Raw genomic sequence first — 21371 nt, forward strand, 5'->3', positions numbered from 1 at the left:
ATTAATTTAAAATGAGAGCGCTCTCATTTGAGGGAGATTAACGAATGGTCAAAAACAAAATGCGATATTACTCACAAAAGCGGCAGTTTGGACGTCGGGGGATCAGCAAGACGTGATCCTGATTGCAGAATTCCACTGTTGCCTGGGATTGGGTGAATGCGTTAATTTGTCTAATGGGCGGTCTTGGGGCGGTTAATCGCCCGATATTATAAGATTTCGGTGAAAATGCGCATTCTGTTACGTAAATATCGGTAAATGGGTGGCATTGCGACGATCAGCTCTCTAGAATCAAAGCGCTTTTCCGTTGTTCGCATCCCACAGAAAGGAACCGTTAATGTTCAAACGTACTCTAGTGACCTTCATTGCAATTTGTTCCCTCAGCGCCGTGGCACCTGCTGCTTTAGCTGCCAGTGAGCCTCATGTGTTGTTAACGACATCGGTTGGGAATATTGAGTTGGAACTCAATAGCCAGAAGGCCCCGGTTTCGACCCAGAATTTCGTTGATTATGTTAACAACGGTTATTACAACAACACTATTTTCCACCGTGTTATTCCAGGTTTTATGGTTCAGGGCGGCGGATTTACGGCTGACTTCAAACAAAAAACGGCTAAAACACCAATCAAAAATGAAGCGGATAATGGCCTGCGTAACCTGCGCGGCACCATCTCGATGGCCCGCACCGCCGATAAAGACAGCGCCACCAGCCAGTTTTTCCTGAACGTGGCAGACAATGCTTTCCTCGATCACGGTCAGCGTGACTTCGGTTATGCCGTGTTCGGTAAAGTGGTTAAAGGGATGGATGTGGTAGAGAAAATTTCTCAGGTTCAGACCGAAAACGTTGGCCCGTACCAGAATGTGCCGGTTAAGCCGATCACCATCCTGTCAGCGAAAGTTTTACCTTAATTACCCAGACCAGCCTTCAATCCCCTGAAGGCTGGTTCCCTTATTGCTTAAATCCTGTTCCTGCCAGAAATTAATCCTTTTGTCCCAACCGCGTGCTTATAATCAAGTATCTGTCTCAGTTTGGGGTAACGGTTTATGAGCGAAACATTACTTATCGCGAAGGCGCAGCCCGTACAGGATTTAGTGATTTTATCGGCACTGGCTAACCGACATGGCCTGATTACTGGTGCGACCGGCACGGGTAAAACGGTCACCTTACAAAAGATGGCCGAGCAATTCTCCCGCATTGGCGTGCCGGTATTTCTGGCGGATGTGAAAGGAGATTTATCCGGCATCGGTGCGGCAGGAGTTGAGTCGGAGAAGCTGCAAACACGACTGGCGGCCATTGGGGTTACTGACTGGCAGCCACAAGCATGTCCGATTGTGCCGTGGGATATTTTCGCTGAGAAGGGTCACCCGATCCGTGCCACCATTTCTGATCTTGGCCCGCTGCTGCTGGGGCGTCTGCTTGATCTAAATGACGTGCAAAGCGGCGTGTTGCAGTTGGTGTTCAAAATCGCCGATGACAACAACCTGCTGCTGCTCGATATGAAAGACTTGCGCGCTATCGTTCAGTATGTCGGGGACAATGCCAAGCAGTTCCGCACACAATACGGCAATATTACCCCCGCCTCGATAGGTGCTATCCAGCGCGGTCTGCTGCAATTGGAACAGCAGGGCGCAAATCAGTTCTTCGGTGAGCCGATGTTGGATATCCATGATTTAATGCAAACCGATAGTCATGGGCAAGGTGTTATCAACTTACTGGCAGCGGATCGATTAATTAATCAGCCAAAACTGTATGCCGTTTTTTTACTGTGGCTGCTGGCTGAATTATTCGAACAATTGCCAGAAGTGGGTGATATGGATAAACCTAAGCTGGTCTTTTTCTTTGATGAAGCCCATTTGCTGTTCAATGATGCGCCGGCGGCGCTGGTGGATAAAGTCGAGCAAGTGGTACGACTGATTCGCTCAAAAGGGGTCGGTATCTATTTCGTGACACAAAACCCGTTAGATATTCCAGATAATATTCTCGGCCAATTGGGTAATCGGGTGCAACACGCGCTGCGTGCCTTTACTCCACGGGATCAAAAAGCGGTTAAAGCGGCGGCCCAAACCATGCGCGCGAACCCGGCTTTCAGCGCCGAACAGGTGATTACCGAGTTGGGTGTGGGTGAAGCGTTGATCTCTTTTCTCGATGAGAAAGGGCGGCCGAATGTGGTTGAACGCGCTATGGTTATCGCTCCACAATCGAAAATGGGCGCATTGGATGCTGAGGCACGTAATCATGCCCTCAATCATTCACCGCTGTATGGCCGCTATGAAGAGATGGTGGATCGCGAGTCGGCTTACGAGAAATTGTCCGCAGGTGGCTCTTCCACCTTGGGCGATGCGGCTCCGGGCGGCGCGACAGCACCGCAGCAGCCTGAAACTCAGGGCGGCGGTTTAATGGATGGGCTGAATGATTTACTGTTTGGCTCCACTGGCCCACGGGGTGGCAAGCGGGATGGTATTGTCCAGACTGCGGCCAAAAGCATGGCGCGGGATTTGGGGCGGCAAATTTTGCGCGGCGTACTGGGTTCGATTACCGGTGGGCGCAAGCGTTAACTTGATTCTTGGATATGAAATGCTGTTATTGATCGACAATTACGATTCATTTACCTACAACCTGTACCAGTATTTTTGTGAACTGGGTGCCGAAGTGGTGGTTAAGCGAAATGATGAACTGCAACTGGCTGATATTGAAAGGTTAGCGCCATCCCATCTGGTTATCTCCCCCGGCCCTTGCACGCCGAATGAGGCTGGGATTTCTTTAGCGGCCATCCGCCATTTTGCGGATAAATTACCCATTCTTGGTGTTTGCCTCGGCCATCAGGCGCTGGGGCAGGCATTTGGCGCGCGCGTAGTGCGGGCCAGGCAGGTGATGCACGGTAAAACCAGCGCTATTTGTCATCGTGGGCAGGGGGTGTTCCGTGGTCTTAATCTGCCGCTAACGGTTACCCGCTATCACTCTCTGGTGATTGCCGCTGACTCACTGCCCGACTGCTTTGAGCTGACGGCATGGACGGAACAAGACGGTGTGATGGATGAAATCATGGGGGTCCGCCATCGCACCTTGCCATTGGAGGGAGTGCAGTTCCATCCCGAAAGTATTCTTAGCGAACAAGGCCATCAATTATTAGATAATTTCCTTAAAAATTAAAACGTTAGGTTGATTTCACTAATAAAATGATCTTTTTGTTTGCTTGATTGTGACTTTTTATGCATATTTTGTGATTATATTTTCATATGCCAGCAATTGGCAGCTTAATGGTTTATCACGGTGGGCAGCGCAATGACAGATAAATTAGCAGTAACTCGCAGTACATTCGATCAAGTTATTTTGCCTGTTTATGCGCCGGCGCAGTTCATTCCGGTCAAGGGAAAGGGCAGCCGAGTGTGGGACCAGCAAGGTGCTGAATATATTGATTTTGCTGGCGGAATTGCGGTTACTGCGCTGGGGCATTGTCATCCGGCGCTGGTTGCCGCACTGCATCAACAAGGTGAAATGTTATGGCATACCAGCAACGTATTCACCAACGAACCGGCCCTGCGTTTGGCGCAAAAATTGATTGCGGCCACCTTTGCGGATCGGGTGTTTTTCGCTAACTCTGGCGGTGAAGCAAATGAGGCAGCGTTTAAGTTAGCTCGCCATTATGCCATTGAGCGCCACAGCCCGTATAAAACCAAAATTATTGCTTTCCACAATGCGTTTCATGGCCGCACTCTGTTTACCGTATCGGTTGGCGGCCAGCCGAAATATTCCGATGGTTTTGGCCCAAAACCTGCCGATATCGTCCATGTGCCGTTTAATGATTTGGCGGCAGTGAAAGCCGTTATGGACGATCATACCTGCGCGGTGGTACTTGAGCCAATTCAGGGCGAAGGTGGCATTACCTCGGCGAATCCTGAATTCCTGCAAGGTGTGCGCGATTTGTGCGATCAACATAAGGCGCTATTGGTCTTTGACGAAGTGCAAAGCGGCATGGGCCGTAGCGGTAAGCTGTTCACTTATATGCATTATGGTGTGACCCCTGACATTCTGACCACCGCGAAAGCCTTAGGCGGCGGCTTCCCTATTAGTGCGATGCTGACCACCGCAGAGATTGCCTCAGTAATGGCTGTCGGCACTCACGGCACAACCTACGGCGGCAATCCTCTGGCTTGTGCCGTTGCTGAGGCGGCGCTGGATGTGATTAATACCCCTGAGGTGCTTAATGGTATAGAACAGCGCCACGGTCTGTTTGTGCAGGCTCTGCATGATATCAACAGCAAGTATCAGCTCTTCAGTGACATCCGTGGCATGGGGTTGTTAATTGGCGCAGAGCTAACAGCGCAATACCGTGGTCGGGCGCGGGAATTTTTAAACGCCGCTGCGGCCAATGGTTTGATGATCCTCAATGCCGGGCCGGATGTGCTGCGGTTCGCGCCATCGTTGGTTATTGACGTGGAAGATATTAAGCAAGGAATGGTGCGGTTGGAAAAAGCGATTGCTGGCTTGATAAAAGGCTAGACAACATAATGGAGACGCTTTTTGCCGCTTGCCGAGGAAAAGCCTAACGCTGCCGTTGGACAGGGAACCCATGTTTGGCGGAGTGCATAATTAACATCGGGTTTATAAATAATTTCAGAATGATAAATAAGCTGTTGCCAATTCATGCTGGCCTCAGGAATTTATGATTCACAACATGACAGAAAAAACCGGTGCCGATAGTCTCCGCACCGGTTTTATGGGAATTAACGAGTGCCGTAAACGACGATCGTTTTACCGTGCGCGGAGATCAGGTTTTGATCTTCGAGCATTTTTAGTATCCGCCCCACAGTTTCGCGGGAGCAGCCAACTATTTGACCAATTTCCTGGCGGGTAATTTTAATCTGCATCCCATCTGGGTGGGTCATGGCATCAGGTTGTTTTGCCAGATTAAGCAGTGTTTGTGCAATGCGCCCCGTTACATCAAGGAAAGCGAGGTTACCCACTTTCTCAGACGTTATCTGTAAGCGATTCGCCATTTGTGAAGACAGGCGCATCAAGATATCTGGATTAACCTGAATCAATTGACGGAATTTTTTGTAAGAAATTTCAGCCACTTCACAGGCGGTTTTTGCTCTAACCCAGGCACTACGTTCTTGGCCTTCTTCAAATAATCCAAGCTCGCCGATGAAATCTCCCTGATTCAGATAGGAGAGAATCATCTCTTTACCTTCTTCATCTTTGATAAGCACCGCAACGGAGCCTTTCACGATGTAGTAAAGCGTTTCGGCCTTTTCACCTTGGTGAATTAGCGTACTTTTCGATGGATATTTGTGGATATGGCAATGAGACAGGAACCATTCGAGAGTCGGGTCTGTTTGTGGCTTGCCGAGAACCATTCGCTGTTATCCTCTGTTGTTATCGCTGCCTAACTTAACAGGGCTCAGAGTTCCCTGTACGGCGTGCTTATAAAATACACGTTCTTTATATCCGACAACTTAGAATCTATCGGGTATAGCATATTAATTTGCTCAACTGCCGAAAGGTATAGCCAAGATACGTACCGGATAGAAACCCTTCACTGAGTATTGGAAGCTACCCTATTTAATGCTAGAAGCATCACTTTCGACCCTGTTTGTAGCACAGGATGAGGCCAGTGTCTTGTGTTGTATCGCTTCAGCATGATGAACATCGGGTTACATTGCCAGTTTATAAATGAAAGGGTAGTCTGAAGCGGAAAATTTAACCGGGAGTATGCGTTATGCAGGCACGAGTAAAGTGGGTTGAGGGGCTGACATTTTTAGGTGAATCCGCATCTGGTCATCAGGTTTTGATGGATGGGAATGCAGGTGACAAAGCGCCCAGCCCGATGGAAATGTTGTTAATGTCAGCAGGTGGTTGTAGCGCCATTGATGTGGTTTCTATTTTGCAAAAAGGGCGTAACGATGTGCGTGATTGTGAAGTGACATTAACCTCGCAACGTCGGGAAGAAACACCGCGCCTGTTTACGCAAATTAACCTGCATTTTATTGTCAGCGGCAAAGGCCTGACCGACAAAATCGTTGAGCGTGCGGTTGAGCTGTCAGCCGAGAAGTATTGCTCGGTTTCCCTGATGCTGGGGAAGGCCGCAACCATTACCCACAGTTTTGAAATTCGTGACATCGCGTAATTAAACCCTTCGCATTTGAAGTTGCAAGGGTTGTTAGCTGCACTCACTATTCGGCCCATCCCTGGGCCTCACCTCTTCGAGGCCGCTGCAAGCAGCGTTCACATCTGTTCCCGACAGATTTGTCACCCGAATCACTTGACTGTGTAAGCTCATCGGGATGAGTTCGCTTGCCGCCTACCTGCAGCCCCAACTACTTTGGATTGGGATCGCGTCAAATTATTTTTTCTTTCCAGCAATTGCTTTACTGCGGCTTCAAGGACGAAGGAGATTAACCTATTTTTTTGCCTTCCAGTAGCTGCTGCACCAACGGCGCCATAATCAGCTCCATCGCCAGCCCCATCTTCCCGCCCGGCACGACCAATGTATTGATATTGGAGATAAATGAGCCTTGCAGCATCGCCAGCAAGTAAGGGAAATCGATTTGATCCAACCCACGAAAGTGAATAACAACAAAACTTTCATCCAGTGACGGAATGGCTTTGGCAGCAAAGGGGTTAGAGGTATCAACCGTCGGAACGCGTTGGAAGTTAATATGGGTGCGTGAGAACTGTGGCGTAATGTAGTTGATGTAATCATCCATCGACCGCACCACCGAATCCATCACCGCCTCACGGGAATGGCCGCGCTCACCGGTATCGCGCACCAGTTTTTGAATCCACTCCAAATTGACTATCGGTACCACGCCAACCAATAAATCAACGTGCTTTGCGACATCATGATGTTCAGTGACAACACCGCCATGCAGCCCTTCGTAAAACAAAACATCGGTGGGCTGCGGCAGTGCCTCCCACGGGGTAAACGTGCCGGGGATTTGGTTGTAAGGCACGGCTTCATCATAGGTATGGAGATATTTACGCGAGCGCCCGGTGCCGCTTTTGCCGTACTCCTCCACACTTTGCTCCAACTGACCAAAGTCATTAGCTTCCGGGCCAAAATAGCTGATATGCCGGCCTTGATCCCGCGCCTTACGGATTGCGGCATCCATCTCCGGACGGGTATAGCGATGGAAACTGTCCCCTTCAATCTGCGCCGCACTGATGTTTAACTGCTGAAAAATTTTGCGAAACGCCAGGCTGGTGGTGGTTGTCCCTGCGCCACTGGAGCCTGTAACGGCGATAACCGGATGTTTAGTTGACATAGTAGCTGTAACTCCGTGGGGTAAGATCCTCAAGGGCCGGCGGTTGCCATTGGCGTTTTTTTTGTCGCGAATGATTATTTTTAGGGCAAAGCGGCGGGCTTGTCATCTTGTTTCATTGTGGTTTTTATCGAATCAAGTAATGAAAAGACACAAATTACTGCTGCTCTTCAGCTCCGGCACGGAACGAACCCCGTGACATGATATTGATAGTTTCATGCAATTCTGACCACACTAATACCGCCTCGCCGCTGACTAACTGACGGCGCACATCGTCAACTTTTTGCGCCAGAGAGCGTTCATGTTCGCCGTAATCGGTGCCTTCACGTAACACGAATGCTTCGAGCAAATTATCCAAGGTTTCACTGTCGACTTGCTGCCAGGGCACTATCATTACTGTTGCTCCAAATAGGGGGAAAGCCAGGCTGGGATGCGTTGTTCCAACCACATTTGTGGATGTTTTAGCGAGCCGCCGACAAAACCAACGTGGCCGCCGTGCTCGGTGAGTTGGTAATCAATATTGTCCGGTAACTCACTGAGATCCGGGATGATTTCAGTGGTCATAAATGGATCATCTTTAGCATGAATGATCAGCAGCGGAGTCCGAATTTGTGGTAATAACGGCAGTGCGCTGCAACGGCGATAGTAATCTACCGCATCATTGAAGCCATGTATTTTAGCAGTTATTACATCATCAAAATCTCTGATTCGCCGTAGTCTTTTTATCTGCAATAGTTCCAGCGGCAGGCTACCGGGGTAATGTAATAACTTGCGGGTGGCATTTTGTTTTAACTGGCTTAACAGATAGTGCTGATAAACGCGTGAGAAACCTTGTTCCATACGAATAGCACAAGGCTCAAGCATCAACGGGGCTGATACCACTACGGCAGCCTGTAACAGGCTATCTTGCCCTTGTTCAGCTAAATAAAAGGCCAGCATATTGCCGCCCAAAGACACTCCCACCGCAGCGGTAGGCACCTGTCCATAGGTTTGCCGCAACCAACGTAGAAAGAAACGTGCATCTTCAGTTTCACCCGAATGATAAATACGCGACTTACGATTCGGCTCACCACTGCAACCACGAAAATGCATCACCACCCCCAGCCAGCCCCTGGCTTGCCATGCATGCAGTAACCCGTGAGCATAAGGGCTGTAAAAATTCCCTTCTAATCCGTGGAATAGCACCACCCTGGGTTTATGCCGTGCCAACTCAGGATTTTCGCTCCAGGCCAGATCGACAAAATCGCCGTCGGGCAATTCCAGCCGCTGCCAGAAGGGTTGCAATTGCACTCGCCGCCGAACCAGCCGTGGCAGCAGTGTTTGCAGATGTGGATTACTGGCACCGGTCAATGGGCGAAATATTTCATGCATATGATGAATGGAAATCATGTTGTGGCTCTTGTGTGATCAATAACACACTGTTAGCTTCATGGGTATATCGCGCATCATTTTGGGTGAGAGGCACCCGTCTCATGGAACTGAGTTTATTTCTTTCAATGGTAGGTTTTCTCTGGGTTGCCGCTATTACCCCTGGCCCGAACAATATGCTACTCACCTCTGCTGGGGCTAATTTTGGCTTTATGCGCTCTATCTGGCTGATGCTTGGCATTATGTTAGGTATGCAGAGTATGTTGCTGCTGGTGGCCTTTGGTGTGGGTGGCCTGATTCTTATCTATCCGTCGCTCCATTTGGCTCTGAAGGTGCTGGGTAGCCTGTATTTGCTGTGGCTGGCGTGGAAAATTGCCACTTCTGCCTATGAAAAGCTGGAAACCAACGTCGTACCACCTAAACCGCTACGTTTATATCAGGGCTGGTTATTGCAATTCCTTAACCCCAAAGCCTGGCTGATGGGATTAGGTTCGGTGGCCAGTTTCAGTATGGCGGGGGCGGCTTACAATCACTCCATTGTCATGATAAGCCTTGGTATGTTTATGGTGAATCTGGTGGCCGGTATTATTTGGCTGGGTTTTGGTACTTTGATTGGCCGTTTGCTACGCAGTCGTCGCGCCTGGTTTACCTTTAATATCGCGATGGGCTTGCTGACGGCAGCCTGTGTGTTGCTGATTTGGCATTAATGATACTCGTCATACTTCAAACTGCATGTGCGTTGGCTGCTTTCATTACCCGGCCCATTGATGGGCCTCGCCTCTTCGAGGCCGCTGCAAACAGCGTTCAAATCGGTTCCCGACCGATTTGTCACCCCCAGTCACTTACTTGAGTAAGCTCCTGGGGACTTACTCAGTTGCCGCCTTCCTGCAACTCGAATTATTTAGAGTATTAACCGTGGAGCTAATTGATGGCTTATAACTATTTTCATGTCGATGCGTTTATTGGCGAAGGTCTGTCCGGTAATCCTTCCGGGGTCTATTTGCTGAAAAAACCGCTCTTGGCTGAGCAAATGCAACGTATCGCCGCTGAGATTAATTTGCCGGAAACCAGCTTTGTCTGGGATGAGGGGGATAAGTCAGCGATCCGCTGGTTTACACCAGATCGTGAAGTGGATTTATGTGGTCACGGTACTTTGGCGGCAGCCCATGTGATTTTCAGTATGGTTAACCCCGGTTTGCATGATATTCGCTTCCGATCCGCCAGTGGCGATTTGTATGTAAAACGTGATGCGGAAAACTTTGGCCGCTTATCATTGGATTTCCCCTCTTTGCCACCGCAACAAATTGCGATTGATGCACAGCTCCAAGCCTTGATTGGCGTGAATATCCAGCAAGTATGGCAGGCTAAAGCCTTGCTGGTGGTGCTGGAGAGTGAGCAGCAGGTGCAGCAGTTACAGCCGGATATCGCCGCGCTAATTGCCTATACTGGCTGTGGTGTGATTATCACGGCACCCGGCGATGTGGTGGATTTTGTCTCCCGTTACTTCACACTCGGCAGTAATGAAGACCCGGTGACGGGTTCTACTCATTGCAGCCTGATGCCCTATTGGGTGGCGCGGCTGGGCAGAGTCTCACTCCATGCCCGGCAGCTATCAGCACGCGGTGGCGAGTTATTCTGCACTTTAGCCGGTGATCGCACCTTAATCGCCGGTGATGCTCGCATTTTCATGAAAGGCCAAATAGACTTATAAGTTAGCGTTGTGGCTAACGCCTTCAGATGCTAATTATCACCAAAAGGAATAAAACGTATTTTTTTATTCCTTTTTAGCCAGTACTAAGCCCAATACTGAATTTATCGTTCGCCGCAGGGTGACGCGGCTTTCTGAGATAATCGTGTACCAATACAGGCTATCTACTGTAGCGGCGCATTATGTACAAAGCGACGATCCTTGGGGATAAACCGTTGTTCCGGCCTTCGTGGATTCAGGCGCTGATGGTGGGTTGGCCAACAACGCGCGGGCTGCTGTTTCGACAGCATTCACCGGGATGTCTTCAACTTGTGGCCCCGCGTGTAACAAGACATGGCGTACCAATGGGTACCAGCGCAGGTATTTCTCTGGCCGGGATTCAAACAGTGCGACCACCGGTATTTGCAGCGCTGAACTGATATGTATTGGTGAACTATCGGCGGAGATAACCAAATCTAGCAGACTCATAGCTGCCACGAATTCATTAACGCAGGAGGTGAGTAAGCAGCGGCCATTAAAACCCGCCAGTTGTTGTGCGCTGGGTGGGTCTGTCGGGTCATATAAAATCACCATTTCGGCCTGATCACTGAGCTTTTGCGCCAGTTGTTGCCACTTTTCATAGCACCAACGCCGTTCGGGGGATTTATTGGAAATGAATAAGCCAATGCGTGGCCGGTTTTGTTTGCCCAATTCCGCCCGCCATTTCGCCTGCAATTGCGTGTCAGGGTAAATGTGTAGTTTCACGGCCTCAATATCGACTTTCCCCAACTCTGGTATCAGCGCAAAGCCCGAGAGTGCCTCGTGGCGTATTGGCCGGTTGGCAACATGGCTTGGGTTGCGATCGTCGAATTCGCTTTCCGCAGTATGCCAGCGGCAATCCACCACATTAAGCTGTCTGGCAAATTGAATGCTATTCTTGCTGATACCACCGTTAGGAATTAGCAGCAGATCAAAACGTAGTCGCCGCAAGCGCCGAATGAGCGCCAGACGATGTAACAGCGCCGTCAGTCTGCCTGACTGTTGGTTCCGCTCACATTGTTTGCTGTACACATAGGTGTGAACAGCGCTGACCGCAGGGTTATGGGCCAGCACTGCCTGATTGTATTTATTAGCTAATACGTGAATCTCTGCTGATGGCCAACGTTGCTTTAGTGCATGTAATAACCCTGTGGTACAGACCATATCGCCAAGGAAATCAATCCGGATCACCAAAATGCGCTGCATTTATGCTTATTCCTACGAAAATTCTTATTGCCTTATTAGACATTAAAATCTTCTAAGCATTCACTGGAGTAAGTATAAATTTACCATCCATTTCTTTCACTTATGATTTTGTTGCGCTAAACGTGCCAAAATCACGGAACAACGTAATGCCCGCCAAAACTCATGGATATTACCCGCCCCCTGAAACAGAGCCGAGGGTAAACTGAGTTCTCGAAACTTAATGGCTAGTGCCGTGCGCTCTGGCGAAGGGGGTAATCTCTTACGCATTAGTCCTAAAAAATGGCCGCTCTCTTGATTAGCATGACGTAGCAATGCACGGCGCAATGGTGGCTCCTGCGTGGCTGAGAGGCTAACTAACGCTTTAATAATATGGAGATAGCTATTGGCGCGGGCTAATAAGGCTTGGGTTGATGGCGAGTGGGTGATTGATTGTGGGTTAGTACGATAGCCATAGAATGGGGTATCACAGAAACCGATACGTTGGGTGACCAGAGCCAGATGGGTAGTCCACAGAATATCTTCATGTAGCATTCCGGGGATGAATGCCAACTGGTAGGTGTTGATCAGTTCGCGGCGAATTAATTGCAACCATGCGTAATGTGGCCACTCATTATGCTCAACACTACGGATAATCCATTGCTGACCGCTAAGTATCTCGCCCCACGATTGTTTACGCAACAACGGGCGCTCAGGGGGTAAATCGGGGTTAGTGGTAAATGTAAAACCATTACCTATTAGTAAATCCAATTGCTGCTGATTGGCCTGTTGCAACCAGGTTGATAAGGTATGTGGAGCCAGCCAGTCGTCACCGTCAGCAAATGCAATCCAGCGTGCGGTGGCCCGGCGTATACCCGCATTACGGGCAGCGGAAAGCCCTTGATTGGGTTGATTAATGATGACCAGCCGCGAGTCACGACGGGCCGCGTCTTCTAAAACCGCCAGACTGTGATCGGTCGAACCATCATTGACGGCGATAATCTCCAACGACACCCCCGTCTGTTCGTACAATGAATCAAATAACGGTGCGAGGTAAGTGCCGCAATTAAATACCGGCACTACCACGCTAATATCCTTATTACACATGACCTTATTATCCTTAATAAAGGTATTTTCTAAACAATGGATTACCCCGCTTCAAATATCTTGGTGAGATTCTCCAACTGCTCTTGGGCATCCAACCACTGCATTTCAGTCTCTTCCAACCTGGATTTCACTTGCGTCTGCTGCTGTAAACAGTGGGTTAAATCTGCCTTGCGAGCAATATCATACAGGGCAGAATCAGCCAGTTGCTCTTCGATAGCGGCCAGTTCGGCGCCGAGCTTATCCATCTGCTTTTCCAGCGTCATAACCTGCTTACGCAGTGGTTGTGTCTGGGTTCGGAACTCGGCATCGCGGCGTTTTTGATCTTTGCGCTGCTGGGCACTGTTGCCTGACAACTCTTTTGCCGGATTGTCCTGCTGGCTTTGCTGGCGCTGCGCGTCCACCAAAAACTGCTGATAATCTTCCAGATCGCCGTCGAACTGTTCGACTTTGCCATCATGCACCAGATAGAGGTCATCGGTGGTAGAACGCAATAAATGACGATCATGTGAAACCACCACCAATGCGCCTTCAAAATCAATTAAGGCTTCGGTCAGTGCCTGGCGCATATCCAGATCAAGGTGGTTGGTTGGCTCATCAAGCAGCAACAGGTTAGGGCGCTGCCAGATAATCAGTGCTAGCACCAGGCGCGCTTTTTCACCGCCGGAGAAGCGGGCGGTAGGGTCGGTCACCTGATCGCCCTGAAAACCGTAACCGCCCAGGTAGTCACGCAGTTGTTGCTCTGACTCCTTCGGTGCCAGACGGCTCATATGCTGTAGTGGCGATTCATCAGCTCTTAAGAATTCAAGCTGATGCTGGGCGAAGTAACCCAGTTTAATCCCTTTGGACAAACCAATTTCGCCGCTTTGTGGCTCTAATGTACCAGCCAACAGCTTGATAAGTGTGGATTTACCTGCGCCGTTACGCCCTAACAGGCCGATGCGCGAACCGGGTACCAGATTGAGTTTAATGGACTGCAAGATAGTGCGATCGCCGTAACCGGCGCTCACTTTCTCCATGCGCAGCAGGGGGTCAGGCAGGCTTTCCGGTGTGCGGAAGCTGAAGTGGAATGGATTATCCACATGGGCAGGGGCAATCAGTTCCATCCGTTCCAGCATTTTGATGCGGCTCTGGGCCTGTTTAGCTTTGGTTGCTTGCGCGCGGAAACGATCAATATAGCTTTGCAGATGCGCGACTTTCTCTTGTTGATGCTGATACATTGATTGTTGCTGTGACAGCTTGGTGGCGCGCTGACGTTCGAAGGATGAATAGTTACCGGTATATTCATTCAGCGTCTGCTGTTCAATATGCAGAATCTTATCAATAATAGGATCAAGGAAATCGCGGTCATGAGAAATTAATACTAACGTGCCAGAATAGCTTTTCAGCCATTTCTCCAGCCAGATTACCGCGTCCAAATCCAAGTGGTTGGTCGGTTCATCCAGCAGCAGCAAATCAGAGCGGCACACCAGCGCTTGGGCCAGATTAAGGCGCATCCGCCAGCCACCGGAGAAGGAGCGCACCGGCTGTTGCAATTGATCTTGAGAAAATCCCAGCCCGTGAAGCAAACTGGCGGCACGGGAATGAATGGTCCAGGCGTGGATGGCATCCAGCTTACCGTGTACGGTTGCGATGGCATGACCATCATTTTTTTCATTGGCGGCCTGTAGTTCAGCCTCTAACTGGCGATATTCGCGATCTCCGTCGATAACATACTCTATCGCCGGAATATCCAGGGCCGGGGTTTCCTGATTAACCCAAGCCAATGCCCAGTTACTGGGGAAAGTGGCATTACCGCCATCGGCGCTCAGTTCGCCTTTGAGCAACGCCAGCAGAGTGGATTTACCACAACCGTTTTTGCCGACCAGCCCGACCTTTTGACCGGGGTTAATCGTGGCTGTCGCGTTGTCCAGCAAGACACGGGTACCACGTCGAATTTGAAGTGAAGAAAAAACAATCATAGAGTGCCGTATGTTTAGAGTTTACCCGTCATACTTCAAGCTGCATGTGTGTTGGCTGCGCTCGCTCACCCGAATCACTTACTCTAGTAAGCTCATCGGGATTCTCTCGCTTGCCGCCTTCCTGCAACTCGAATTATTTTGGGTATATGTTAAATTATTATCCCCGTGGTTCTTGTCGCTACCGACGGGTAACGCCAATGACTTTGGGTATAAATCTTAGTCTTTTTGGTCTTTGCGGAGCATGGTAACGGAAAAACCGGACCCTGACGACGCTTTGGAGGGGAATGATGTCGCAGCCACCAAAGGTTTTGCTGCTGTATGCCCATCCGGAATCACAGGACTCGGTGGCCAATCGGGTTTTACTGCAACCGGTGCAGCAATTAGAACATGTCACTGTGCACGATCTTTATGCACATTATCCGGATTTCTTTATTGATATTCATCATGAGCAGAAATTGCTGCGTGAGCATCAAATTATTGTATTTCAACATCCTTTATACACTTATAGCTGCCCGGCCTTATTAAAGGAATGGTTAGACAGGGTATTGGCGCGTGGGTTTGCCAATGGTGTAGGTGGTCATGCATTGACCGGTAAATATTGGCGCTCGGTGATTACCACGGGTGAGCCGGAAGGAGCTTATCGGGTGGGGGGATATAACCGCTACCCGATGGAAGATATTCTGCGCCCATTTGAATTGACGGCAGCAATGTGTCATATGCATTGGTTGAACCCGATGATTATTTACTGGGCGCGGCGTCAAAAGCCTGAAGTCTTAGCCAGCCATGCACAAGCTTATGCGCAGTGGTTGCAGTCACCACTGCCTACCGGAGGGCACTGAATATGGAAGGCTCGGCGCTACTGACCGCCATTATGTTATTCCTGTTCGCCGCTGTGGTGGCCGTTCCTATCGCCCAGCGCTTGGGTATTGGTGCGGTGTTGGGCTACCTGATAGCCGGTATCGCCATCGGCCCGTGGGGATTGGGTTTTATCCGTGACGTCGATGAAATCCTCCATTTTTCTGAGTTGGGTGTGGTTTCCTGATGTTTATCATTGGGTTGGAATTAAATCCAGCCAAGCTGTGGCAGTTGCGGCGCTCTATTTTTGGTGTTGGTGCTGGCCAGGTGGTGATAACGGCGGCAGTGTTGGGCGCATTGCTCTATTTCACCCAATTTGCCTGGCAGGCGGCGGTTATTGGCGGTATCGGGTTGGCGATGTCTTCAACCGCGATGGCGCTGCAACTGATGCGCGAAAAAGGCATGAACCGCAACGAGGGTGGGCAGCTCGGTTTCTCGGTTTTACTCTTTCAGGATATGGCGGTTATCCCGGCGTTGGCCCTAATCCCGATTCTGGCTGGCGGCGGTGGTGGTGCTAACGACTGGGCCAGGATTGGTCTGAAAGTTGCGGCTTTTGCCGGAATGTTAATTGGTGGCCGTTACCTGCTACGCCCACTGTTCCGCTATATCGTCGCCTCGGGTGTGCGGGAGGTTTTTACTGCGGCGGCCTTGCTGGTGGTCTTGGGGTCTGCCCTGTTTATGGATGCGCTGGGTCTATCGATGGCGCTAGGGACATTCATCGCAGGAATATTGCTGGCTGAAAGTGAATTCCAGCACGAACTGGAGATTGCCATTGAGCCGTTTAAAGGGTTGCTGCTTGGGTTATTCTTTATTTCGGTTGGAATGGCGCTGAATATCGGTGTGTTGTTCACTCATCTGTTGGATGTGTTGTTAGGTGTTTTGGCGCTGGTCTTTATCAAAAGCACCGTGTTGTATGGCCTGGCGCGAATATTTGGTTTGCGCCGTTCAGTACGGCTACAATTTGCCGGGGTGCTCAGTCAAGGCGGTGAGTTTGCCTTCGTGCTGTTTTCAGCCGCGTTCTCTCAACATGTTTTAAATGCTGAACAACTGGCGTTATTGCTGGTAGTTGTGACATTGTCGATGATGACCACACCGCTGCTGATGCAGGTGATTGACCGCATTTTGGTGCGCCGCTACAACGCGCAAGAAGAGAGCGATGAGAAGCCCTTTGTGGAAGATAATGATCCGCAGGTAATTATTGTAGGCTTTGGGCGCTTTGGTCAGGTGATTGGCCGCTTGCTGATGGCGAATAAAATGCGCATTACCGTGCTGGAGCGTGATGTCAGCGCCGTTAGCGTGATGCGTAAATACGGTTACAAAGTGTATTACGGTGACGCCACCGAATTGGAGTTACTACGAGCGGCGGGGGCAGAAAAAGCCAAAGCCATCGTTGTCACCTGTAATGAGCCAGAAGACACCATGACGTTGGTGCATCTGTGTCAGCAGCATTTCCCTAATTTGCACATTCTGGCCCGTGCCAGAGGGCGTGTGGAGGCGCATGAGTTGCTGCAAAGCGGCGTTAAAGATTTCACCCGTGAAACCTTTTCCAGTGCACTGGAGTTAGGGCGCAAGACGCTGTTGGAATTGGGTATGCATCCACATCAGGCTTATCGGGCGCAACAACATTTCCGCCGTCTCGATATGCGGATGCTGCGCGAATTGATGCCACAGCATCATGGCGATGTGGCACAAATATCCAGAGTTAAAGAAGCCCGCCGCGAGCTGGAAGATATTTTCCAACGAGAAATGCTGCATGAAAGTCGGCAATTAGATGGGTGGGATGAATACGAATAATGTCGGAGAAAACGATGACAATGACGCCAAATAACCAGGCAAAGACACGTAAAAGGTTTATCGCCGGAGCCGTCTGTCCGCAATGCAAGGCATTGGATACACTAGCATTATGGCGTGAAGATCAGGTGGAAGTGGTGGAGTGTGTCAAGTGCGGTCACCATCAGCGACAGACGGATGAACAGGTCAGTCAACACGTCCGTGCGCATGAACAAGTGATCGGTATTTTCCATCCAGAGTAGCGTTATCTTCCGCGATTTTTTATGCTGAAGGGTACAGCGGCGCAGATTTCCGCTACAATCTGTGCCAATTTTTGTTCCAAGGGTAGGAGATATCATGAAAGTAGCAAAAGACTTGGTGGTCAGCCTGGCTTACCAGGTGCGTACAGAAGACGGTGTTTTAGTTGATGAGTCTCCGGTGAGTGCGCCGTTGGACTACCTGCACGGACACGGTTCCCTGATCGCGGGTTTGGAAAAAGCACTCGAAGGTCATGAAGCTGGTGACAGCTTTGACGTGCGTGTGAATGCAGACGACGGCTACGGCAGCTATGATGAAAATCTGGTGCAGCGCGTACCGAAAGATGTCTTCATGGGCGTTGACGAGCTAGAAGTAGGTATGCGTTTCCTGGCTGATACCGATCAAGGCCCAGTGCCGGTCGAAATCACAGCGGTTGAAGACGAGCACGTCGTGGTTGATGGTAACCACATGCTGGCGGGTCAGGATCTGAACTTCCACGTTGATGTTGTTGCTATCCGTGAAGCAACAGAAGAAGAGCTGCAACATGGCCACGTACATGGCGAGCATGACCATCACCACGAACACGGTGACGGTTGCTGCGGTGGCCACGGCCATGATGAGAGTGAGCACGATCACGACCATGAGCACGGCAAAGGTGGTTGTGGTAAAGGCGGCTGTGGCTGTCACTAAAATCTGACTTGTTACTAAATTTGATATGGTCAGTCAAAAGCCAGCCTTGCGGCTGGCTTTTTGCTATCTACACCACAGGTTTTGACCGTTAGCGCTAATAGTGCGGCGGCGGTGTTTCATCTGCGGGTGAGGCCATCATGGACGACTGAGACTCGCGCAGTTTATCAGTCAGTAAACGCAGATGCTCTCGCAGCTTGGTCATTTCCATCTGATGCTCGGTCACGATCAAATTGAGTTCTTCAATCGTCACTTCCTGAAATGCCAAACGGCTTTCCAGCATTTCGAGGCGTTGCTCAAACAGGGACGGTTCCATCATATTTCCTCTCATGACTGCACCCGATGCAGCTATACATGGCCTAAATACAAGCGGCGTCACGGCAAGCCACACCTTCAGGGCATTTTCGGTTTTATGGCCAAATGACTCAATGGCAGGGCAGGCTTGATTCTACCTGTAAAACCCTGCGATTACCCTTTAAGGGTCAAGATATCTATAAAAACGAAACTTATTGTAGTAAAAAAAGTCCTAATATCACTTAATAGCATGAGTATTGAGATTGTTTTGTGTTCGCACAGACAGCTATAGTACTAGTTACTCTTATAATCGTTGCTTGGGGTAAGACTCCTTGAGCCAATGGAGAAATGGATGAAATCACTGTTTAAAGTAACGCTACTGGCTACCACCGTGGCGCTAACCCTGAATACCTCTGTTGTTTTCGCTGCTGAAGCAGCAAAAACGGCAACTGCGCCAGCAACGACCAATAGCGCATTTAAGAATGATGACCAGCAGTCAGCTTATGCATTAGGCGCATCTTTGGGCCGCTATATGGATAACTCACTGAAAGAGCAGGAGAAACTGGGCATCAAGCTGGATAAAGATCAGCTAATCTCCGGTGTTCAGGATGCGTTTGCCAACAAAAGCAAACTGACTGACGAAGAAATTGAAAAAACCTTACAAGGTTTTGAAACGCGCGTAAAAGCTTCTGCTCAGGCCAAAATGGAGCAGGATTCTAAAGAAAATGCCGATAAAGGCGCTAAATATCGCGAAGATTTTGCCAAACAGAAAGATGTGAAGAAAACCGCATCTGGCCTGTTGTACAAGGTTGAGAAAGCCGGTACAGGTGATACACCAAAAGACAGCGACACTGTGGTGGTTAACTACAAGGGAACGCTGACTGATGGTACTGAGTTTGATAACTCTTACAAACGCGGTGAGCCACTGTCATTCCGCCTGGATGGTGTTATCCCTGGCTGGACTGAGGGCCTGAAGCAAATCAAGAAAGGCGGCAAAATCACGCTGGTTATCCCGCCAGAGCTGGCTTACGGCAAAACGGGCGTTCCGGGCATCCCTGCTAACTCTACTCTGGTATTCGATGTAGAGCTGTTGGATGTTAAAGCCGCGCCTAAAGCTGATGCTCCAGAAGAACAACCTGCTGCTGCGGATACAAAAGCTAAGAAGTAATTCAGCTTAGTTAAACGTTCTTCTCAAATAACCGCTGCGATAATTGTCGTGGCGGTTTTTTTTTGCGGTATATCAATTTGCACTTCTGCTCGTTGATAACTTGACGGTTTATAGCTTGTGGGCTTAACGTCAATACCACATGCAAACGCAAGGATTTTATATCGGCATATTTGCTAGACTTAAAATCTAAGATATTGAGTTACGAGTCTGCCAACGATATTGAGACAGGCTTTACGTAGAGGATGGTGTCTTCGATGTCTAATTCGCTTCTCAGCAGCGAAACCAGTGAACTGGATTTACTGGATGAACGTCCGTTTAGTCAGACGGATCATGAAATACTCAAATCATATGAAGCGGTGGTTGATGGCTTAGCGATGCTTATTGGTGGCCACTGTGAAATTGTGCTGCATTCATTGGAAGACCTGAAAAGCTCTGCGGTTAGAATTGCTAATGGCGAACATACCGGGCGGCAGATTGGTTCTCCGATAACTGATCTGGCTCTGCGGATGCTGCATGATATGGCGGGTGCGGATAGCAGTGTTTCCAGAGCCTACTTCACCCGCGCCAAAAGTGGCGTGCTGATGAAATCGGTCACTATCGCTATCCGTAATCGTGATCAGCGGGTGATTGGTTTACTTTGTATCAACATGAATCTGGATGTACCTTTCTCGCAAATCATTCAGACGTTTATGCCGCCCGAAACGCAGGAAGTTGCTTCCTCGGTCAATTTTGCCTCATCGGTTGATGATTTGGTGGCGCAAACATTGGAATTCACCATCGAAGAGGTTAACGCGGATCGCAACGTTTCTAACAATGCGAAGAACCGCCAAGTGGTACTTAATCTTTATGAAAAGGGTATTTTTGATATCAAAGATGCCATCAATCAGGTTGCAGAACGGCTTAATATCTCTAAACACACCGTCTATCTCTACATTCGCCAATTCAAAAGTGGCGACCTCGTGGGGCATGAGCGTTAATGTCTGGGGGGAAAAGATATTGTCTGATGGTCACCGGGCCGGCCTATGGCACCCAGCAGGCCAGCAGTGCCTATCAGTTTGCACAAGCGCTGGTAAATTCAGGTCACCATTTGGTTAGTGTTTTTTTCTATCGCGAAGGCGTTTTGAATGCTAACCAATTAACCGCGCCAGCCAGCGATGAATACGATTTGGTGCGCGCATGGCAGCAATTGGCGTTAGAACATGCGGTTGAGCTGAATGTCTGTGTGGCGGCGGCATTGCGCCGTGGTGTAACTAACCAACATGAAGCTGAACAACTCAATTTGGTGGCCGCAAATCTACAACCCGGTTTTACGTTAAGTGGGCTGGGTACGCTGGCAGAAGCAGCACTGACCTGTGATCGCATGGTGCAATTTTAATGAAAATGAAACGTATTGCTTTTATTTTCACCCAAGGCCCACACGGTAATTCCGCAGGGCGCGAAGGGTTGGATGCTTTGCTGGCCACTTCTGCACTGAGTGAAGATATCGGGGTATTCTTCATCTCAGATGGTGTCTTGCAGTTGCTACCTCAACAGCAACCGGAAAGAATTCTTGCCAGAAACTATATTGCAACTTTCGGTGTCTTACCTCTGTACGATGTCGAAAATTGTTATATTTGCGCAGCATCAATACAGCAACGCGGATTGAGTGAAGTTACTGACTGGGTCCTCGATGTGGAGGAACTTTCTCCGGCAGATTTACGCAGCCAAATGGCAACTTATGACGTTGTGCTGACTTTTTAA

The 21371-nt window shown here is 49.5% G+C and carries 22 protein-coding genes and 1 pseudogene; 15 read left to right on the forward strand and 8 right to left on the reverse strand.

Features of this window, described 5'->3' with window-relative positions; translation table 11 throughout:
• The first annotated feature begins 334 nt into the window (after positions 1 to 334).
• From ppiA to argD, 4 genes are all read left to right on the forward strand, one after another.
• Positions 335 to 904, forward strand: coding sequence for a peptidylprolyl isomerase A (ppiA, locus tag YALDO0001_RS09015; protein ID WP_042547506.1), 570 nt, complete (start codon positions 335 to 337; stop codon positions 902 to 904).
• Between the two features lie 135 nt (positions 905 to 1039).
• The gene (locus YALDO0001_RS09020) at positions 1040 to 2551 is read left to right on the forward strand and encodes a helicase HerA-like domain-containing protein (protein WP_004702263.1); all 1512 of its coding nucleotides are present in this window, start codon (positions 1040 to 1042) and stop codon (positions 2549 to 2551) included.
• Positions 2552 to 2570: 19 nt separating this feature from the next.
• Positions 2571 to 3146 (forward strand): aminodeoxychorismate synthase component II, encoded by a 576-nt coding sequence (locus tag YALDO0001_RS09025; protein ID WP_004702265.1) that lies wholly within the window; start codon positions 2571 to 2573, stop codon positions 3144 to 3146.
• A gap of 132 nt (positions 3147 to 3278) precedes the next feature.
• Positions 3279 to 4496 carry a bifunctional acetylornithine/succinyldiaminopimelate transaminase gene (gene argD / locus YALDO0001_RS09030; protein WP_042839629.1) on the forward strand — a complete coding sequence of 406 codons (1218 nt, stop codon included), beginning with the start codon at positions 3279 to 3281 and terminating at the stop codon, positions 4494 to 4496.
• A gap of 224 nt (positions 4497 to 4720) precedes the next feature.
• Here argD and crp read toward each other — a convergent pair whose 3' ends face one another.
• Positions 4721 to 5353, reverse strand: coding sequence for a cAMP-activated global transcriptional regulator CRP (gene crp, locus YALDO0001_RS09035; RefSeq protein ID WP_002212297.1), 633 nt, complete (start codon positions 5351 to 5353; stop codon positions 4721 to 4723).
• A gap of 362 nt (positions 5354 to 5715) precedes the next feature.
• Here crp and YALDO0001_RS09040 point away from each other — a divergent pair, with 362 nt between their 5' ends.
• The gene (locus YALDO0001_RS09040; protein ID WP_004702270.1) at positions 5716 to 6123 is read left to right on the forward strand and encodes an OsmC family protein; all 408 of its coding nucleotides are present in this window, start codon (positions 5716 to 5718) and stop codon (positions 6121 to 6123) included.
• A gap of 268 nt (positions 6124 to 6391) precedes the next feature.
• Here the strand turns inward: YALDO0001_RS09040 and YALDO0001_RS09045 are convergent, their stop codons facing one another.
• From YALDO0001_RS09045 to YALDO0001_RS09055, 3 genes are all read right to left on the reverse strand, one after another.
• Positions 6392 to 7261, reverse strand: coding sequence for a phosphoribulokinase (locus tag YALDO0001_RS09045; RefSeq protein ID WP_004702272.1), 870 nt, complete (start codon positions 7259 to 7261; stop codon positions 6392 to 6394).
• Between the two features lie 154 nt (positions 7262 to 7415).
• Entirely contained in the window at positions 7416 to 7652 is a 237-nt protein-coding gene (locus tag YALDO0001_RS09050; RefSeq protein WP_042547511.1) for a YheU family protein, read from the reverse strand.
• The gene (locus tag YALDO0001_RS09055; protein ID WP_042839638.1) at positions 7652 to 8629 is read right to left on the reverse strand and encodes a hydrolase; all 978 of its coding nucleotides are present in this window, start codon (positions 8627 to 8629) and stop codon (positions 7652 to 7654) included. The genes YALDO0001_RS09050 and YALDO0001_RS09055 overlap by 1 nt, the downstream gene beginning before the upstream one ends.
• 101 nt (positions 8630 to 8730) lie before the next feature.
• Here YALDO0001_RS09055 and YALDO0001_RS09060 point away from each other — a divergent pair, with 101 nt between their 5' ends.
• Positions 8731 to 9333, forward strand: a complete 603-nt coding sequence (locus YALDO0001_RS09060) for a LysE family translocator (RefSeq protein ID WP_004702278.1) — start codon at positions 8731 to 8733, stop codon at positions 9331 to 9333.
• Between the two features lie 221 nt (positions 9334 to 9554).
• Entirely contained in the window at positions 9555 to 10337 is a 783-nt protein-coding gene (locus tag YALDO0001_RS09065) for a PhzF family phenazine biosynthesis protein (protein ID WP_004702280.1), read from the forward strand.
• Positions 10338 to 10514: 177 nt separating this feature from the next.
• Here YALDO0001_RS09065 and YALDO0001_RS09070 read toward each other — a convergent pair whose 3' ends face one another.
• The 3 genes from YALDO0001_RS09070 to YALDO0001_RS09080 all read right to left on the reverse strand — a co-directional run bounded on the left by YALDO0001_RS09070 (position 10515) and on the right by YALDO0001_RS09080 (position 14599).
• Positions 10515 to 11558, reverse strand: coding sequence for a glycosyltransferase family 9 protein (locus YALDO0001_RS09070; protein ID WP_004702282.1), 1044 nt, complete (start codon positions 11556 to 11558; stop codon positions 10515 to 10517).
• Between the two features lie 96 nt (positions 11559 to 11654).
• Positions 11655 to 12641, reverse strand: a complete 987-nt coding sequence (locus YALDO0001_RS09075) for a glycosyltransferase (RefSeq protein WP_004702284.1) — start codon at positions 12639 to 12641, stop codon at positions 11655 to 11657.
• 41 nt (positions 12642 to 12682) lie between these two features.
• A complete protein-coding gene (locus tag YALDO0001_RS09080) occupies positions 12683 to 14599 on the reverse strand; it encodes an ABC transporter ATP-binding protein (RefSeq protein WP_004702286.1) in 1917 nt (638 codons plus the stop codon).
• Positions 14600 to 14886: 287 nt separating this feature from the next.
• Here YALDO0001_RS09080 and kefG point away from each other — a divergent pair, with 287 nt between their 5' ends.
• From kefG to slyD, 4 genes and pseudogenes are all read left to right on the forward strand, one after another.
• Positions 14887 to 15438 carry a glutathione-regulated potassium-efflux system ancillary protein KefG gene (gene kefG, locus YALDO0001_RS09085; protein ID WP_042547516.1) on the forward strand — a complete coding sequence of 184 codons (552 nt, stop codon included), beginning with the start codon at positions 14887 to 14889 and terminating at the stop codon, positions 15436 to 15438.
• A 2-nt stretch (positions 15439 to 15440) separates the two neighbouring features.
• Positions 15441 to 17248, forward strand: a pseudogene (gene kefB, locus YALDO0001_RS09090) (glutathione-regulated potassium-efflux system protein KefB).
• A 20-nt stretch (positions 17249 to 17268) separates the two neighbouring features.
• Entirely contained in the window at positions 17269 to 17487 is a 219-nt protein-coding gene (locus tag YALDO0001_RS09095; RefSeq protein ID WP_390170111.1) for a YheV family putative zinc ribbon protein, read from the forward strand.
• 94 nt (positions 17488 to 17581) lie between these two features.
• Complete coding sequence (slyD, locus tag YALDO0001_RS09100; RefSeq protein ID WP_004702293.1) at positions 17582 to 18172, forward strand: peptidylprolyl isomerase; 591 nt, start codon at positions 17582 to 17584, stop codon at positions 18170 to 18172.
• Between the two features lie 94 nt (positions 18173 to 18266).
• Here slyD and YALDO0001_RS09105 read toward each other — a convergent pair whose 3' ends face one another.
• Positions 18267 to 18485, reverse strand: a complete 219-nt coding sequence (locus YALDO0001_RS09105; protein ID WP_004702296.1) for a protein SlyX — start codon at positions 18483 to 18485, stop codon at positions 18267 to 18269.
• Between the two features lie 330 nt (positions 18486 to 18815).
• Between YALDO0001_RS09105 and fkpA the strand changes: the two genes are divergently transcribed.
• The 4 genes from fkpA to tusC all read left to right on the forward strand — a co-directional run bounded on the left by fkpA (position 18816) and on the right by tusC (position 21371).
• A complete protein-coding gene (gene fkpA, locus YALDO0001_RS09110; protein WP_042839630.1) occupies positions 18816 to 19631 on the forward strand; it encodes an FKBP-type peptidyl-prolyl cis-trans isomerase in 816 nt (271 codons plus the stop codon).
• A gap of 254 nt (positions 19632 to 19885) precedes the next feature.
• Positions 19886 to 20608, forward strand: coding sequence for a helix-turn-helix transcriptional regulator (locus YALDO0001_RS09115; protein WP_004702300.1), 723 nt, complete (start codon positions 19886 to 19888; stop codon positions 20606 to 20608).
• Positions 20608 to 21006 (forward strand): sulfurtransferase complex subunit TusD, encoded by a 399-nt coding sequence (gene tusD / locus YALDO0001_RS09120; RefSeq protein ID WP_042839631.1) that lies wholly within the window; start codon positions 20608 to 20610, stop codon positions 21004 to 21006. The genes YALDO0001_RS09115 and tusD overlap by 1 nt, the downstream gene beginning before the upstream one ends.
• Positions 21006 to 21371, forward strand: coding sequence for a sulfurtransferase complex subunit TusC (tusC, locus tag YALDO0001_RS09125; protein ID WP_082167889.1), 366 nt, complete (start codon positions 21006 to 21008; stop codon positions 21369 to 21371). The genes tusD and tusC overlap by 1 nt, the downstream gene beginning before the upstream one ends.

It is taken from the genome of Yersinia aldovae ATCC 35236, from assembly GCF_000173735.1.
GTDB lineage: Bacteria > Pseudomonadota > Gammaproteobacteria > Enterobacterales > Enterobacteriaceae > Yersinia > Yersinia aldovae.

Excerpts from the sequence above, each read along its gene's own strand:
- tusC (WP_082167889.1), top strand. The coding sequence starts at position 21,006 with ATGAAAATGAAACGTATTGCTTTTATTTTCACCCAAGGCCCACACGGT.
- kefG (WP_042547516.1), top strand. The coding sequence starts at position 14,887 with ATGTCGCAGCCACCAAAGGTTTTGCTGCTGTATGCCCATCCGGAATCA.
- YALDO0001_RS09105 (WP_004702296.1), bottom strand. The coding sequence starts at position 18,485 with ATGGAACCGTCCCTGTTTGAGCAACGCCTCGAAATGCTGGAAAGCCGT.
- YALDO0001_RS09060 (WP_004702278.1), top strand. The coding sequence starts at position 8,731 with ATGGAACTGAGTTTATTTCTTTCAATGGTAGGTTTTCTCTGGGTTGCC.
- YALDO0001_RS09055 (WP_042839638.1), bottom strand. The coding sequence starts at position 8,629 with ATGCATGAAATATTTCGCCCATTGACCGGTGCCAGTAATCCACATCTG.
- YALDO0001_RS09040 (WP_004702270.1), top strand. The coding sequence starts at position 5,716 with ATGCAGGCACGAGTAAAGTGGGTTGAGGGGCTGACATTTTTAGGTGAA.
- YALDO0001_RS09025 (WP_004702265.1), top strand. The coding sequence starts at position 2,571 with ATGCTGTTATTGATCGACAATTACGATTCATTTACCTACAACCTGTAC.
- ppiA (WP_042547506.1), top strand. The coding sequence starts at position 335 with ATGTTCAAACGTACTCTAGTGACCTTCATTGCAATTTGTTCCCTCAGC.
- YALDO0001_RS09080 (WP_004702286.1), bottom strand. The coding sequence starts at position 14,599 with ATGATTGTTTTTTCTTCACTTCAAATTCGACGTGGTACCCGTGTCTTG.
- slyD (WP_004702293.1), top strand. The coding sequence starts at position 17,582 with ATGAAAGTAGCAAAAGACTTGGTGGTCAGCCTGGCTTACCAGGTGCGT.
- YALDO0001_RS09065 (WP_004702280.1), top strand. The coding sequence starts at position 9,555 with ATGGCTTATAACTATTTTCATGTCGATGCGTTTATTGGCGAAGGTCTG.
- YALDO0001_RS09095 (WP_390170111.1), top strand. The coding sequence starts at position 17,269 with ATGACGCCAAATAACCAGGCAAAGACACGTAAAAGGTTTATCGCCGGA.
- YALDO0001_RS09045 (WP_004702272.1), bottom strand. The coding sequence starts at position 7,261 with ATGTCAACTAAACATCCGGTTATCGCCGTTACAGGCTCCAGTGGCGCA.
- YALDO0001_RS09075 (WP_004702284.1), bottom strand. The coding sequence starts at position 12,641 with ATGTGTAATAAGGATATTAGCGTGGTAGTGCCGGTATTTAATTGCGGC.
- argD (WP_042839629.1), top strand. The coding sequence starts at position 3,279 with ATGACAGATAAATTAGCAGTAACTCGCAGTACATTCGATCAAGTTATT.
- YALDO0001_RS09115 (WP_004702300.1), top strand. The coding sequence starts at position 19,886 with ATGTCTAATTCGCTTCTCAGCAGCGAAACCAGTGAACTGGATTTACTG.
- fkpA (WP_042839630.1), top strand. The coding sequence starts at position 18,816 with ATGAAATCACTGTTTAAAGTAACGCTACTGGCTACCACCGTGGCGCTA.
- tusD (WP_042839631.1), top strand. The coding sequence starts at position 20,608 with ATGTCTGGGGGGAAAAGATATTGTCTGATGGTCACCGGGCCGGCCTAT.
- YALDO0001_RS09020 (WP_004702263.1), top strand. The coding sequence starts at position 1,040 with ATGAGCGAAACATTACTTATCGCGAAGGCGCAGCCCGTACAGGATTTA.
- YALDO0001_RS09050 (WP_042547511.1), bottom strand. The coding sequence starts at position 7,652 with ATGATAGTGCCCTGGCAGCAAGTCGACAGTGAAACCTTGGATAATTTG.
- YALDO0001_RS09070 (WP_004702282.1), bottom strand. The coding sequence starts at position 11,558 with ATGCAGCGCATTTTGGTGATCCGGATTGATTTCCTTGGCGATATGGTC.
- crp (WP_002212297.1), bottom strand. The coding sequence starts at position 5,353 with ATGGTTCTCGGCAAGCCACAAACAGACCCGACTCTCGAATGGTTCCTG.